13 protein-coding genes are annotated in these 14,538 nt (G+C 71.5%); 3 read left to right on the top strand and 10 right to left on the bottom strand.

The features are described 5' to 3' along the window. Nucleotides 1-3: 3 nt before the first annotated feature. Nucleotides 4-858 carry an SAM-dependent methyltransferase gene (locus PUT80_RS20220; RefSeq protein WP_043834396.1) on the bottom strand — a complete coding sequence of 285 codons (855 nt, stop codon included), beginning with the start codon at nt 856-858 and terminating at the stop codon, nt 4-6. Nucleotides 859-913: 55 nt separating this feature from the next. Next, nucleotides 914-1,576: a hypothetical protein gene (locus PUT80_RS20215; protein WP_275293118.1), complete on the bottom strand. Its 663-nt coding sequence runs from the start codon at nt 1,574-1,576 to the stop codon at nt 914-916. A gap of 143 nt (nt 1,577-1,719) precedes the next feature. Between PUT80_RS20215 and pip the strand changes: the two genes are divergently transcribed. Beyond that, nucleotides 1,720-2,664 carry a prolyl aminopeptidase gene (gene pip / locus PUT80_RS20210; protein WP_275293117.1) on the top strand — a complete coding sequence of 315 codons (945 nt, stop codon included), beginning with the start codon at nt 1,720-1,722 and terminating at the stop codon, nt 2,662-2,664. On the opposite strand, the gene PUT80_RS20205 is transcribed toward pip, so the two are convergent. The 5 genes from PUT80_RS20205 to PUT80_RS20185 are packed head-to-tail and all read right to left on the bottom strand — an operon-like array spanning nt 2,661 to nt 8,501. Next, a complete protein-coding gene (locus PUT80_RS20205; protein WP_275293116.1) occupies nt 2,661-3,179 on the bottom strand; it encodes a dihydrofolate reductase family protein in 519 nt (172 codons plus the stop codon). The two genes, pip and PUT80_RS20205, sit on opposite strands and share 4 nt — an antisense overlap. Nucleotides 3,180-3,232: 53 nt before the next feature. Then, nucleotides 3,233-4,849, bottom strand: a complete 1,617-nt coding sequence (locus PUT80_RS20200; RefSeq protein ID WP_134661597.1) for an ABC transporter ATP-binding protein — start codon at nt 4,847-4,849, stop codon at nt 3,233-3,235. A gap of 4 nt (nt 4,850-4,853) precedes the next feature. Further along, nucleotides 4,854-6,542, bottom strand: a complete 1,689-nt coding sequence (locus PUT80_RS20195; RefSeq protein WP_037805771.1) for an ABC transporter substrate-binding protein — start codon at nt 6,540-6,542, stop codon at nt 4,854-4,856. A 19-nt stretch (nt 6,543-6,561) separates the two neighbouring features. Further along, nucleotides 6,562-7,563 (bottom strand): ABC transporter permease, encoded by a 1,002-nt coding sequence (locus tag PUT80_RS20190; protein WP_238605930.1) that lies wholly within the window; start codon nt 7,561-7,563, stop codon nt 6,562-6,564. Further along, entirely contained in the window at nt 7,560-8,501 is a 942-nt protein-coding gene (locus tag PUT80_RS20185) for an ABC transporter permease (protein WP_037805769.1), read from the bottom strand. Before PUT80_RS20185 ends, PUT80_RS20190 begins: the two co-directional genes overlap by 4 nt. A gap of 322 nt (nt 8,502-8,823) precedes the next feature. On the opposite strand from PUT80_RS20185, the gene PUT80_RS20180 reads away from it, so the two are divergent. Next, on the top strand, nt 8,824-9,465 hold the full coding sequence (locus PUT80_RS20180) for a S1 family peptidase (RefSeq protein ID WP_275293115.1): 642 nt from the start codon (nt 8,824-8,826) through the stop codon (nt 9,463-9,465). Nucleotides 9,466-9,477: 12 nt separating this feature from the next. Here the strand turns inward: PUT80_RS20180 and PUT80_RS20175 are convergent, their stop codons facing one another. Further along, nucleotides 9,478-11,757 (bottom strand): FUSC family protein, encoded by a 2,280-nt coding sequence (locus PUT80_RS20175; protein WP_275293114.1) that lies wholly within the window; start codon nt 11,755-11,757, stop codon nt 9,478-9,480. Between the two features lie 56 nt (nt 11,758-11,813). Between PUT80_RS20175 and PUT80_RS20170 the strand changes: the two genes are divergently transcribed. After that, entirely contained in the window at nt 11,814-12,263 is a 450-nt protein-coding gene (locus PUT80_RS20170; protein WP_275293113.1) for a MarR family transcriptional regulator, read from the top strand. On the opposite strand, the gene PUT80_RS20165 is transcribed toward PUT80_RS20170, so the two are convergent. Then, the gene (locus PUT80_RS20165) at nt 12,253-12,783 is read right to left on the bottom strand and encodes a GNAT family N-acetyltransferase (RefSeq protein WP_275293112.1); all 531 of its coding nucleotides are present in this window, start codon (nt 12,781-12,783) and stop codon (nt 12,253-12,255) included. The two genes, PUT80_RS20170 and PUT80_RS20165, sit on opposite strands and share 11 nt — an antisense overlap. Before the next feature lie 55 nt (nt 12,784-12,838). Beyond that, nucleotides 12,839-14,428, bottom strand: a complete 1,590-nt coding sequence (locus tag PUT80_RS20160) for an acyl-CoA synthetase (protein WP_275293111.1) — start codon at nt 14,426-14,428, stop codon at nt 12,839-12,841. Nucleotides 14,429-14,538: the final 110 nt, after the last annotated feature.

The raw sequence follows: 14,538 nt of genomic DNA, 5'->3' as shown, positions 1-14,538 counted from the left end.
GAGTCAGACCTTCCGGCCCACCACACCGGCCACGCACCGGGCGGCGTCGCTCAGCGGCTTCAGCCTCGGACCGTCCTGCCACCACTCGTCCGCGACGGACAAGCCGGGCCCGTCCGTCCGGCTCGGCGGGAGCAGTTCGAGACCGGGCAGCATCGCCTCGATCTCGGCGCGGGTCCGGAACCGCCCAGCGCCCAGCGGTCCGGACACGAGGATCTCCTCGATCCGCTTCGCGACCGCGGTCAGCTCCGGCACCTCGGGGTCGTAGAAGTGCGCCATGGCGACGTACGAACCGGGCGCGAGAGCGTCGATGTACTCGCGCATCACCTCGACCGCGCCGTCGCCCTCGTAGTGGTGCATGGTGCCGATGTGCAGGAGCGCGACCGGCTCGGAGAAGTCGATGTACTCGCGCACGGTTTCGTGCTGGAGGACGGCCCGCGGCTCGAAGATGTCGGCCTCGACCATGTGCGTGAAGTCGTTGTCTTCCAGCAGCGCGCGGCCGTGCGCGAGCACCACCGGGTCGTTGTCGACGTACACCACGTGCGCGTCGCGGTGGTAGCGCTGGACGATCTGGTGGGTGTTCTCGGCGGTCGGCAGGCCGGAACCGCAGTCGAGGAACTGGCGGATGTCGGTCTGGCTCGCCAGCATGCGCAGCACGCGGTTGTGGAAACCGCGGTTGCCGCGGGCGATGTGCACCGCCTCCGGAACCGCCGTGCTGATCTTCTCCATCACCGCGCGGTCCACCTCGTAGTGGTGGCTCCCGCCGAGGAACCCGTCGTAGATCCGCGCGATGCTCGGGCGGTTCGGGTCCACCCCCACCGGCACCTGGCTGGGCGACAACGGGGACGACGAGCCGGTCATGGACACCTCGCGGAGCGGTCGGTCGGCAGTGACCTACTCAGAGTAGTACTGCCGCTCAGCCGTGCCAGCGGCGCGGCCCGTCGCCGTTGCCCCACTGCTCCATGTACGAGCTGACCGCCGAGCGGAACGCGTCCTCCATCGAGTCGTGGGACTGGTCCCGGCTGTCCTGCTGCGGGTTCTGCGTCGGCTGGACGCGCGGCGGCGCGGTCGTCGCGGGACGGCTGCTGGCCCGGATCACCGTGTCGCGCACCTGGTCGCTCGCCGGCGCCGGGGACGCGCTGAGCGTGCTCACCGCGGGCGGCGCGGACGACGTGGTTCGGACCGGAGCGGGCGGCGGCTGCACCGGAGCCGGGCCCGTCCCGCCGGACGCCGACGGCCACAACGCCCACGAGCCCAGCCCCGCGCACACCACCACCGCGGCACCGGCGAAGAGGCCGTAGCGCGGCTTTCGCTGGGCGGGCGGCGCGGTCTCGGCGGCCGGCGCGGGCGGATCGGCGGCGGGCGCCGGGCCGCGTTTGGCGAGCTGTTCGGCCGGGGAGCCGGTCGAAACGTCGAGGACCCCGCCGAACGCCGAGGTCGGTTCGTCGGCGCTGTCCGCCCGGCGGCGCACCAGCGGCGGGGGTTCGCTGCCGTCGATCCGGGGCATCGGCGCCGTCTCGGACAGCCGCACGAGATTCGCGACCGACTCGAGGTCGCTGCCGGACTCCGGGTTCCCCATCCAGACCTCCACCCCTCCGGGGCCGCGCGTCCGCGGCGCTTCCGGCGCGCCAGATCCTAGGGACCCCCGGTCCGCGCTGTAAACCCGGCTCGGGCGTGATCCAGTACGCTCGACGGGTTTCCGGCCCGGGGAGGAGGCCCGCGATGCGGCCGTTTTCGGTCGAACCCGACGCGACCGGCATGCTCGACGCCGGCGACGGACAGCAGATCTACTGGGACGCCAGCGGCTCCGGCAAGCCGGTGCTGTGCGTGCACGGCGGCCCCGGCGGAGGCGGCGGCAGCTTCGGCCGCAGCGGCTTCGACCCGGAGAAGTTCCGCGTCGTGGTGTTCGACCAGCGCGGCTGCGGACGGAGCACGCCGAGCGTCGCGGACCCGGCGGTGAGCCTGGAGCACCAGACCCTCGACCGCCTGATCGCCGACATGGAGCGGCTGCGCGTCCACCTCGGCTTCGAGAACTGGCTGCTCTACGCCGGTTCCTGGGGCGCGACGCTCGCGCTGGCCTACGCGCAGCGGCATCCGGAACGCGTCAGCGGCATCGTGCTGGTCGCCGCGTTCACCTCGTCGCCGGACGAGATCGACTGGCTCTACCGCGGCGTCCGGCGGCTGCTGCCCGCGCAATGGGAAGCGTTCCGGGCAGGCGCGCCCGACCCGGACGGAGACCTCCTCGCCGGGTACTCGCAGCTCCTCGCCAGCCCGGACCGCGCGGTGCAGCTCCGCGCCGCCCGCGATTGGTGCGCCTGGGAAGACGCGGTGATCTCGCACGAATGGGTCGGCGGACGAACCGGCCAGTTCAGCGCGGGCCCGGACGACGAACTGATCACCCTCGCCCGCCTCTGCGCGCACTACTACCGCCACCACGCCTGGCTCGAGGACGATCAGCTGCTGCGCGACATCCACCTGCTGCACGGCATTCCGGCGGTGCTGATCCACGGACGCGCCGACCTGAGCGCACCGCTGCGGAAGGCGTGGCAGCTCGCCCAGGCCTGGCCAGACGCCGAACTCGTCGTCATCGACGACGCCGGGCACACCGGAAGCCCCTCGATGGGGACGGCGGTGCTGAAGGCGATCGCCCGGTTCGAGGACCGCTAAGCCAGCACGCGATACCGCAGCCTCGTCCCCCGCTGCGCCAGCAACTCCAACCGCACCGGCGGGCCCGGCCGTTCGAACAGCCGCAGCCCGCCGCCGAGCAGCACTGGCATCACCACCACCACGACCTCGTCCAGCAGGCCAGCCTCCAGGCAAGCCCGCCCGACCGAAGCGCCCAGCACGTTCACCGTCTTCTCCCCCGCCGCCGCCCGCGCCGTCGCGACGCTTTCCTCCAGCGAGGAGCAGAACGTCACCCCGGGCACCGCGGGCGGGTCACCCCGGGTCAAGACCACCTGCGGCCCTTCCCATCCGCCGCCGAAAGCCTTGCCCTCGCCCTCGGTGCCGCGATACGGGTCGTCGCCGGAGAAAGTCCGGCGGCCGACCAGCAGCGCGCCGACCTCCGCGGCCAGGTCGTCGGCGGCCTCCCCGGTGTACGGCGCGAGCCATCCCATGTCCCCGCCGGGCCCGGCGATGAACCCGTCCAGCGACATCGCGGCGGAGTACAGCAGCTTTCCCATCTCAGCCCCTTCCGTTTTCCGTACCGACTCCCGGAAGGGCCGAAACTCATCGGTCAGCCGGACAGCGCGCGCCAAGCCTCCCGGCGTTCCCGCTGCCGTTCCGGATCCGCCACCGGGGCCGCGGCGACCAGGCGGCGCGTGTAGTCCTCCTGCGGCGAGCCCAGCACCGACGCCACCGGGCCCTCCTCGACCACCTTGCCGTGGTGCAGCACGACGACCCGGTCCGCGACCCGCTCCACCACCGCCAGGTCGTGGCTGATGAACAGGCACGCGAAGGCGAGTTCCCGCTGCAAGTCCGCCAGCAGGTCCAGCACCGAGGCCTGCACCGAGACGTCCAGCGCGCTCGTCGGCTCGTCCGCGATCAGCAGCCGCGGCCGCAGCGCCAGCGCCCGCGCGATCCCGACCCGCTGCCGCTGCCCGCCGGACAGTTCGTGCGGGTACCGGTTGCTCCAGCCCGGGTCCAGGCGCACGGCGGCGAGCAGTTCCGCGACCCGCTCCCGGTGCTCGCCGCGTTCGCCGTGCACCACCAGGGGTTCGGCGATGCTCGCGCCGATCGTCGCACGCGGGTTGAGCGCGGAGGCCGGGTTCTGGAACACGATCCCGATCTGCCGCCGGATCTCCCGCCGCTGCCGGGCCGACGCCCGCGCGACGTCCACGCCGTCGATCCGCACGGAGCCCGCCGAAGGAGCGACCAAACCGGTCAGCACGGACGAGATCGTGCTCTTGCCGGAACCGGATTCGCCGACGAGACCGAGCACCTCGTCGGTCCCGATGGTCAGCGACACGCCGTCGACCGCGCGCACCGGCGGGGCGCCGCCGCCGACCCGGTAGGTCACCGCGAGATCCTCCACCGACACCAGCGGAGCCGACGCCGGCCGCACCGCGCCGCCGGGCGCGGAACCCAGCGACAGCACCGAATCCAGCAGTTCCCGCGTGTAGTCGGCTTGCGGCGAGGCGAACAGCCCGGCCGCGGTGTTCTGCTCGACGACCCGGCCCTCGCGCAGCACCACGACCCGGTCCGCGACGTCCGCGACCACGCCCATGTCGTGCGTCACCAGCAGGATCGCCGTGCCGAGCCGGTCCCGCAGCGACCGCAGCAGCTGCAGGATCCCGGCTTGCACGGTGACGTCCAGCGCGGTCGTCGGCTCGTCCGCGACCAGCAGTTTCGGGTCGTGGATCAGCGCGATCGCGATGACCACCCGCTGCAGCTGCCCGCCGGACAGCTCGTGCGGGTACGCCCGCAGCACGCGCCGCGCGTCCAGTTCCACGAGCTCCAGCAGTTCCCGGGCCCGCTCGCGCGCCGCGGCCCGCGACACCTTCCGGTGCGCCCGGACCGCGTCCACGAGCTGCGTGCCGATCCGGAACACCGGGTTCAGCGCGCTCATCGGCTCCTGGAACACCATGCCGATCTCGCCGCCGCGCACCGCGCGCAGCGCCGGACCGTCCACTGTGTACAGATCGCGGCCGTCGAGCACCGCGGAGCCGGTCACCGTCGCGGTGTCCGGCAGCAGGCCGAGCAGCGACAGCGCGGTGACCGACTTGCCGGAACCGGATTCCCCGACGAGGGCGACGACCTCGCCGGGGCGCACGTCGAACGTCACCTCCCGCACCGCTTCGGCGGAACCGAACCGGACGGAGACGTCGCGCAGGGAAAGCAGCTGCTCGGACACGGGATTACTTCGCCAGGCCCATCTGGAGGTAGTTCGGGTACGCGGGGAACGCGCCGATCGCGAAATTGCCGACCTTCGCGCCGTGCAGGAACGAGTTGCGCGTGTAGATCAGCGGGACCACCGGCGAGTCCTGCATGATCCGCTTGTCGGCCTTGGCCCACAGCTTCCCGGCCGCGGCCGGGTCCACCGTGCCCTGCGCCTGCGTGATCAGCGCGTCCACCTCGGGCACCGAATAGCGCGACTCGTTGTACCCGCCGTTGCCGATCTCCGACGTGCCGAACAGCGGCTCGATGTTCGCGTTGGCGCTCGGGAAGTCCGGCTGCCACGAACCCAGCGTCAGGTCGTAGTTGCCGTCGTTGCCGGTGACCAGCGTGGTCCACGCCTCGTCGTCGAGCGGGCGCAGCTTCGCGCGGATGCCCGCCCGTTGCAGCGCGGCCTGGATCGCCTGCGCCTTGTCCGCCTCGTTGTTGGCCGTCGACACCGGGAAGTCCAGGTTGTCGATGCCGTTCGGGAAACCCGCTTCGGCCAGCAGCTGCTTCGCCTTCGCCACATCGCCGTTCGGCGGGGCCGGGTAGAGGTCGTACACCTCGCGCCCGGCGATGCCCTCGGTGATCAGCGTCGTCGCGATCGGACCGGCCAGGTCCGCGCTGCCCGCGGCGGCGACCTGGTAGGCGGTCTTGTCCACGGCGTACTGGAACGCCTGGCGCACCTTGGGATTCGCCAGCGGGCCGCGCTTGGTGTTCAGCGCGAGATAGGCCAGCGCGCCGGACTTCGACGTGACCAGCTGGTTCTTCGCCGCCGGGTTCGTGCGGATCTGCGCCAGCTGCGCCGGGTTCACGAACGACGAGCCGAACGCGAACGCGTCGTTGCCCTGGCTGGCCAGCAGCCGCTTCGCGACGACGCCGGTGTCCTGGCCCATCTGGATCACGACCGAGTCCGGCAGGCCGGTGCGCGCGAGGTCGGTCTTGGCGTCCCAGTTCGGGTTCCGGACGAACTTGACCTGCACGCCCTTCTGGTACGTCTCGACCTGGTACGGGCCGGACGCGACCGGCTTCGTGTCGTAGGTCGCGTCGGTGCCCTTGCCCTTCGGCACCGGCGCGAACGCGGGCATGCTCGCGATCCACGGCCAGTCGCCGTACGGGCGGGCCAGGCGGAACACGATCGTCTTCGGGTCCGGCGTCTCGATCGACGCCAGTTCGCCGCCCTTGAACGGGCCCTTGTAGCCGGGGCCGCCGGCGAGCAGGTTCTTGTGGTAGCCCAGTCCGCCGGAGAACGCCGAGTCGAACGACCGCTCGATGCCGTACTTGATCTCGGCGCTGGTGATCGGCGTGCCGTCGGCCATCTTCAGGCCGTCCTTGAGCGTGTAGGTCCAGGTCTTGCCGTCCGCGCTCGCCCGGCCGGTGTCGGTGGCGAGGTCCGGGACCACGGTCGCCGGGCCGTCCCCGGCGGTCTTCCACGCGGTGAGCCTGCGGTGCACCAGGCTGATGGTGGTGATCGCCAGGTTCTGGCTCTTCGCCGGGTCGAGGTGCTGCGAGGTGGTGTCGCTGAGGATGTACAGCGTGCCGCCGGACGAAACCGCGACCGCTCCCCCGCCGCCGGACTGCTCGTTCGCGTTGCACGCGGCGAGGAACGCCCCTGCCCCGGTGACCGTGGCGGTGATGCCGAGCGCCTTCAGGAAGTCCCTGCGATCCATGGTTTTTCCGTTCCCTTTCTCACGAACCGAGCCGAGCGCGGGGGTCGAGGACCCCGTAGAGCACGTCCACCGCGAAGTTCGCGAGGACGACGAAGAAGGCGGCGAACAGGCTGACGCCCATCAGCACCGGCAGGTCCACCTGGTGCACGGCGTCGACGAGCAGCCCGCCGAGACCGGGCAGCGCGAACACCCGCTCGGTGATCACCGCGCCGCCGAGCAGCGCGCCGAGGTCGACCGCGAACACCGTCACCACCGGCAGCAACACGTTGCGCAGCGCGTATTTCCCGACGACCGTCCGCTCCGGCAGGCCGACCGCCCGCGCGGTGCGGATGAAGTCCTCGCCCATGATTTCGAGCATCTGCCCGCGCGAGAGCCGGGCGTACACCGCGGCGTTGATGAACGCCAGCACCAGCCACGGCAGCACCAGGTGCCACGCCCAGTCGACCGGGCTCTGCGCGAACGTCACGTAGCCGCTCACCGGCACCACGTCGAGCGTGAAACCGAACAGCAGAATTCCCAGCAGCCCCACCAGGTACGCGGGCGCGGACACCCCGGCGAGCGTCACCGTCATCGCGGCCCGGTCGGCGAACTTCCCGCGCCGCAGTGCGGAGAACACTCCGGTCGCGACCCCGGCGATCAGCCAGATCACCGATGCGCCGATGGCCAGCGAGACGGTGATCGGCAGCCGGTCGCCGATCAGCGTCAGCACCGGTTCGCTCTGCTGGAACGAGTAACCGAAGCAGGGCGCGGAGCAGACGATCGCCGTCACGCCGGCGCCGAAGGTGCGGCCGGTGAAGATGCCGCCGAGGAAGTCGAAGTACTGCTGGATCCACGGCTTGTCGAAGCCCATGAACTCCCGCGCCAGCGCCAGGTTCTCCGGCGTGCACGGCTTGCCGCAGGACATGTACGCCGGGTCGGTGGGCAGCAGGTAGAACACCGCGAAGGTGCCGAAGCTGACCACGAGCAGCACGCCGAGCATGCCCAGCAGGCGGATGCCCACGAAACGCAGGGTGCGGTTCACCGGCGCACCGCCGTCTTCGGGTCGAGGGCGTCGCGCAGCCCGTCGCCGAGCATGTTGAACGCGAGCGTCGCGACGAACAGCGCGGCGCCGGGGAAAATGAGGAACATCGGATCGGTCTGCACCCAGTTGATCGCGTCGCTGATGGAACGGCCCCAGCTCGGCGTGGGCGGCGGGATGCCGACGCCGAGGAACGACAGCGCGGCTTCCAGCCCGATGTTGGCCGGGATGCTCACCGTCGCCAGCACGATGATCGGCGCCCACAGGTTCGGCAGCAGTTCGCGGCGGAAGACGTGCACGCCGCCCGCGCCGAGCGCCCGGGCCGCCTTGACGAAGTCGCGGTTGCGCAGGCTCAGCGTCTGCGCGCGGACCACCCGGGCCACCCGCGGCCAGCCGAACAGGCCGATCACCGCGATCAGCAGCAGCGGCCGCGGGATCGACTGCGGGGCGACCGCGCCGAGCGCGATCATGAAGATCAGCTGCGGGAACCCGAGCAGCACGTCGGTCACCCGGCTCACCGCGGTGTCCCACCAGCCGCCGAGGTACCCGGCGCTCGCCCCGAGCAGCACGCCCAGCAGCATCGACACCGCGGTCGCGGCGAGCCCGATCAGGAACGACGTGCGCGCGCCGTACGCGACGACCGCGAAGAGGTCCCGTCCGGTCAGCGGTTCGACGCCGAACCAGTGGCTGCCGCTGATGCCGCCGAGGAATCCCGCGCCGGTGCCGTCGGCCGGATTGAGCAGGTCGGTGTGGTACGTGTACGGATCCTGGCCCTCGATCAGGGCGAGCAGAGGAGCCGCGAGAGCGGTGACGATCACCAGCACGATGACGACCGCGCTGGCTTGCGCCCATCGGTCGTGCCGCAACGCGCGCCACAGGTTCCGGGAGGCCGGAGCGGCCGCCGGGACCCCAGCGCCGCCCGGCGACAGGATGTCGGACAACGGTTCCCTATGCAGATCAGCGTTACTTGACGACGTGACAGTAAAGAACCCGAAGGAAATTCACCACGGCGGCGGTGCCCTTCCCGGATCGTGAGACGCCGACAAGGTCTCGCCTCCCCCGGGAATACGCGGTGTTCGCGCAGGTCACCGGCGGTCGCGCGGCCCGGTCCAGTGGGCCGTGCGGACAGCTGTCCGGCCAGCCTTGTTGTCACTCGTTCGGACGCAGTCCCGGGACGGTCGGCTGACGCCGTTTGTGCCGCCGCCCGCCCGGCACTGGACTGGGCGCACGTAACCAGTCTCCTGTGGACGGAAGGACCCGCCGATGTTTCGCTGCTCGCGCAAGCTGGCCGGAGTGCTCGTTTTCACGGCCGTCTCGCTGGTCAGCCCGCCCGCTTCGGCGGCCAGTGCGGCGGTGAATGGCGGCGACGCGATGTACACCGTCTCGCCGGGCCCTGGGCGCGAGCCCTACTACTGCTCGGCCGGGTTCGCGATCCTGGTCAAGGACGTCCGGTACCTCCTGACCGCGGGGCACTGCACCGAGCACGGGCTCGACTGGAAAGACATCGGGCGCAATGTGGACAGCCACTTCCCGGTGACCGACTACGGCCGCGTCGAGGACCGCTCCGGTTCCGGGCACAGCCAGGTCGATCTGTACGACGGCAGCACCCAGCGGATCCTGCGCGCGGGCACCCCGCAGGTGGGGCAACTGGTCTGCAAGAGCGGCATGACGACCAAGAAGACCTGCGGAAAGGTCCTGGGCCTCAACCAGACCGTGAACTTCGGCGACGGCAAGCAGGTCGTCGGCACGATCGCCACGGACATCCCGGTCGGAGCCGGCGACAGCGGCGGCCCGTTGTTCTACGCCGGGGTCGGGTACGGGGTGCTGTCCGGCGGGAACAACCAGGTCAGCTTCTTCCAGCCGTTGCCGCCGGTGCTCGCCGCCTACGGAGCGACGCTCGCCTGAGCGCGCTGTGCGTCACGCGCTCGGAGCCTCCCCTGGGATCCCCGCGCGGACCTGCCGGTACAGCCGCGGGACCGTCGGCGCGGGCAGTGCCGACAGCCTCCGCGGGCTGGCGGATCCGGTCGCGGCCAGATCGCACAAGACGTGGTAAAGGTGGCTCAGCGCGCGCAAAGCCGGGTCTTTCGCCCGCTCTCCGGCGGCAGCCGGGGTATACGCGAACAGGGCGACGTCGGCGCGCGCCAGCGGGCCCTCCGCGGCCGGTCGACCCGTGCCCGGCGGAGCGGCGGTCAATTCCTCGACCGCCTCGGCGAGTGCGGCGCACGCCGCCACCGGGCCTTCGGGATGCCGGGTGCACGAACCGGGCGACCGCATCGCGACCGCGAGCGCCCTGCCGTGCGTGGTCAGCGCGGCGTAGAGCGACAACCGGTGCCGCAACCGGGGCGAGGTCGTGCCGCCGAGGACCGGGCGGGTGAGCGGGCGCGCGACCAGTGCGAGCTGGTACAGCCGGTGGTCGAGATCGCGGGCGAGGGCGTCGAAGTCCGCCTCTGCGCCGGGTTTCCGCTCGAGCCGGGCCGCGGCGGCGGTCAGCACCTCGTGCAGTGCGCCGAGGAGGTTGTTCCGTACCGTGCGCACAGTGTCCCGAGTGGACAATGGGGTGACGAGCAGCGCGACCAGCAGGCCGACCGCCGCGCCGATCGCGGTTTCCTCCAGCCGCAGCAGGAGCAGGCCGGGCGAGAACTCGTGCAGCACGCTGTAGAGCTGGCCGACCATGATGGTCACGAAGAAGATCATGTACGCGTACGACAGCCGGATCAGGTAGAAGCCGAAGAACATGCTCGCGCAGATGGTCGCCAGCACGGCCGCGGCGTTGCCCGCGGTCAGCGCCGCCAGGCCGATCGACGCGGCGAGTCCCACGAACGTGCCGAGCACCCGGTTGAAGCCCTTGAGGAAGGTTTCGGTGCGGGTGGCGGTGCCGGTGAACATGACGAACGCGGCCAGCACCGCCCAGTAGTAGCGGGCGTCGGACAACTGCTTGCCGGCCAGGATCGCCAGCGCGCCGGCGATCGCGCCCTGCACCGCCTGCCTGCTCACGAAATCCAGGCGGGACAACGGGTTCCACCCGGCGTGCCGCGCCGGGACCTCGCCCGCGGCCGCCGCCGAACCCGGCAGCGCGCCGAAGACCAGGCCCACCGCCGGCTGGAAATCGTCGACGGGTTCGGCCCCGGCCGCACCGGGCCGCCGCGCCCGTTCGAGCACCGGGGCCAGTTCGAGCGCGGCCGCCGCGAAGTGCCGGGCGGGCCACCACCCGCCCGCCGTGCCGCCCGTCCTCTCCGCCAGCGCGGCCAGCCGGTACGCGACCTGCGCCGCGCCCCGGTCGTCGTGCCGGGCCAGCCGGTCGGACACCTCCGCGGCCAGCACGGTCAGCCCGGAACCGCTGTCGACGAGCGCGCACGCGGAGGTCGCCAGCTGGTCGAGCAGATGGTGCGCGTCGACCATCGCGCGCCGCAGCGCGGCCGCCGAGAATCCATCCGGCACCGCACCGGGTTGTGCCGACCACGCCTCGATCATCAGCGCCGCTTCGGCGATCCGCGCCTGCCGCCGCTGCACTCGCCGCCGCAGCCGCGCGTCCTGATGTGGGTCGGGGCTGCTCAGCAGATCCGCGCAGGACCGGGCGAGCGCCCGGCCCCGTGCGTCGAACGCGCGCACCACCTGGCCGAGCGTGCGTTTCGGGCTGGTGCGCAACACCGTCAGCGACAACAGCAGCACCCACGCCGACGCCACCACCACGGCGAGCAGCAGGGAAGGCAGCGTCGCGACGCTCGCGTGCAGGAACGACGCGAAGAAATACCCCATCCAGGCCATGAAGCCGTAAAAGAAGAAAACCGGCCCGAACCGGCGGACGAACACCGCCAGGAACATCACCACGACGAACACGACGAGCATCAGGTCCGGATGCGCGCCGACCGCGGCTCCCGGCGCCATCCCGGCCCCGAACGCGACCGGGAAGAACACCGCGGTCTTCACCTTGGTCCACGCGGGCGAGTCGCCGAGGGCCATCGACCCCATCATCGCGACCACCGCACCGAGCAGCATCCCGACCAGCGCGCCCTTGGGATCCGCGCCGGTGAAATGCGCCAGCAGGTACTCCACCCCCAGCGCGGTGCCCATCGACACGGTCGCCGCGAGCGCCGAGCGCAACCGGCTCAGCCCCGGATCCGAGGCGGCCACCCGGTCCCGGATCTCCGTTGCCCTGGGCAGCATCCACCCCGCCTTCCCGTCCTCGTGCGCGATCACCGGTATGATACCGATATTTCCGCGACGCCTCTTCGGCTCATCGGAGGACCCGGGCCATGGACCAGCCCCCCGAACCGCTCGACGTGCTGGAACGCGCCACCGCGGTGCTGGTGCGCAATTTCGAGATGCTGCGCCGCCGCACCGACGTCTACGCCGAGCTGGACCAGGCCGAGTACCTGATCCTGCGCACGCTCGACGACCTGGGCCCCGCCGACATCGGCACCCTGGCCGGCGCGCTGGGCCTCGACCCGTCCACCGCCGGACGGCAGGTCTCGGCCCTGCTCCGGAAGGAACTGGCCGAACGCAACCCCGCCAGCGACGACCGCAGACGCTGCGTCATCACCCCGACCGACCACGGCCGCGACCTCATGCACCGCACCCGGGCCCGGCGACGATCCACCGTCGGGGAACTGTTGGGCGACTGGACCCCTGGCGAACTCGACACCTTCGCCGAACTGCTGACCCGCTACAACAACGCCGTCACCCGCCGCTACCTCAGCGACTGACCTCGTCGGACGGCTGCGCGACACCGAGATCGATCCAGAACCGGTCCTCGCCCCGCTTGCGACCGTCCGGCACGCCGCCGTTCGAGAGGATCACCCGTCGCGAGGGTTCGTTGTCCTCGGCGCAGGTCAGCAGGACGCGGTCCAGACCGAGGCCGCGGCATTCCGCGAGCCCGGCGGCCAGCATCCGCGTGGCATGGCCCTGCCGCCGCCACGGGGGCACTACGTGATACCCGATGTGCCCGCCCGCTTCGGCGAGTTCGGCGGTGAGTTCGTGCCGGACCACCAAGGTGCCCAGGTAGTACTCGCCGGAGACGTACCAGAAGATCGTGGACGGCACTCCCCACCGCTGCCGCACTCCGCGCCGGGCGGCGACGAACCCGGCGAAGTCGTCGCTCGCCTCGTCCAGCCATTCGGTCGGGCGGCCTTCGAGCAAGCAGTCAGCCTGCTCGCCGACGAGGTACGACGTCCGCACCGCAGTCGTGGGCAAGACGAGACGGGGCGGTTCGACGAGACGGATCATCGGGCCAGTCTTCCTGCCGAAAGCCCGCCGCACAGCTCATTTTCGCGTCCGGGCGTCACGCCTGCGCGAGGTCCGCGTGCCCCTCCCGCAGCGCGCGTTTCACGATCTTCCCGCTCGGGTTCTTCGGCAGCGCGTCCACGAACACCACGTACTTCGGGCACTTGTACCCGGCGAGGTGCTGCCGGGCGTGCGCGAGCACCTCGTCCTCGGTGAGCGTGACGCCCTCGCGCGGCACAATCGCCGCGGTGACCGCTTCGATCCAGTGCGGGTGCGCGACGCCGAACACCGCGACCTCGGCGATCCCGTCGAGCAGGTACAGGGCTTCCTCGACCTCGCGGCTCGCAACGTTCTCGCCGCCGGTCTTGATCATGTCCTTCTTCCGGTCCACCACCGAGAGATAGCCCTCCTCGTCCAGCACGCCGAGGTCGCCCGAGTGGAACCAGCCGCCCTCGAAGGCCGCCGCGGTTTTCTCCTCGTCCTCGTAGTAGCCGAGCGTCGCGTGCGGGCTGCGGTGCACGATCTCGCCGACCTCGCCGGGCGGCAGTTCGCGGCCGTCCTCGCCGACGATCCGGGTTTCGACGTTGATGGACGCCCGGCCCGCCGAACCGGCCTTCGCGAGTTGTTCGTGCGGGCGCAGGATCGTGGCGAGCGGGGCCATTTCGGTCTGGCCGTAGAAGTTCCACAGCTGCACGTCCGGCAGGCGGCGCGCGAGTTCGCGCAGCACCTCGGCGGGCATCGGCGACGCGCCGTAATAGCCCTTCCGCAGGCTCGACAGGTCGGTCGTGTCGAACGCCGGGTGGCGCAGCAGCGAGATCCACACCGTCGGCGGCGCGAACAGCTTCGTCGCGCGCTCCCGTTCCACCGCGGCCAGCAGCGCCGCCGGGTCCGGGCCGGGCAGGATCACGCTCGTCGCGCCGAGGTAGACGTCGACCGACAGGAAACAGTCCAGCTGCGCGCAGTGGTAGAGCGGCAGCGAATGCACCTCGATGTCGTCGCCGGTCATGCTGCCGTCGATCGCGCACGAGACATATTGGGCGATCAGCGAACGGCTCGACAGCAGCACGCCCTTCGGCCGCGATTCGGTGCCCGAGGTGTACATCAGCCGCAGCGGGTCGTCGTCCGCCACCAGCACCGCGGGCGCCGTTTCGTCGCCGGGCTCGTCGATCCAGTCCGCGACGCTCTCCCATTCGCCGCCGCTGCCGCCGATCCGGGCCCGCAGCGCGTCGGTGCGGCCGGAGCGCTTCAACGCCTCCGCGGCGGTGTCGAGCAAGGCGTCCTCGGCGATCAGCCCGGACACTCCGGCGTGGCCGAGGATGAACGCGACCTCCTCCGCGCCGAGCATGAAGTTCACCGGCACCAGCACCACGCCCAGTTTGGCCGTGGAGAACACGAGCACCGCGTACTCCCAGCAGTTGCGGCTGAGCAGCGCGAGCCGGTCGCCCTTCGCGAGGCCGCGCTCGGCGAGCCGGTGCGCGCAGCGGTTGACCGCCGCGTCGAACTCGCGGTAGGTCGCACGGCGCTCGCCGGAGACGATCGCGAGCTTGTCCGGCAGGCGCAACGCGGTGCGCCGCAGGAGATCCCCGACGGAATGCTGGCGGGCGTGCTGGATCGCTTCCGCCGTTTCGGCGCTGAACGGGCTCGGCATAGCGGGAGTCTCATCCACCGGCGCGGCGCGCGCAAGCAGGACCGGCGGCGACGCTCGGCGGACTTTCCTGTCCGTGCGAGGAAACCTGAGCGAGCCGGCTTCCTATTCCA

This window comes from Amycolatopsis sp. La24 (genome assembly GCF_029087445.1).
Classification (GTDB): Bacteria; Actinomycetota; Actinomycetes; order Mycobacteriales; family Pseudonocardiaceae; genus Amycolatopsis; species Amycolatopsis nivea.
This window is presented reverse-complemented; position numbering and strand designations above follow the sequence as displayed.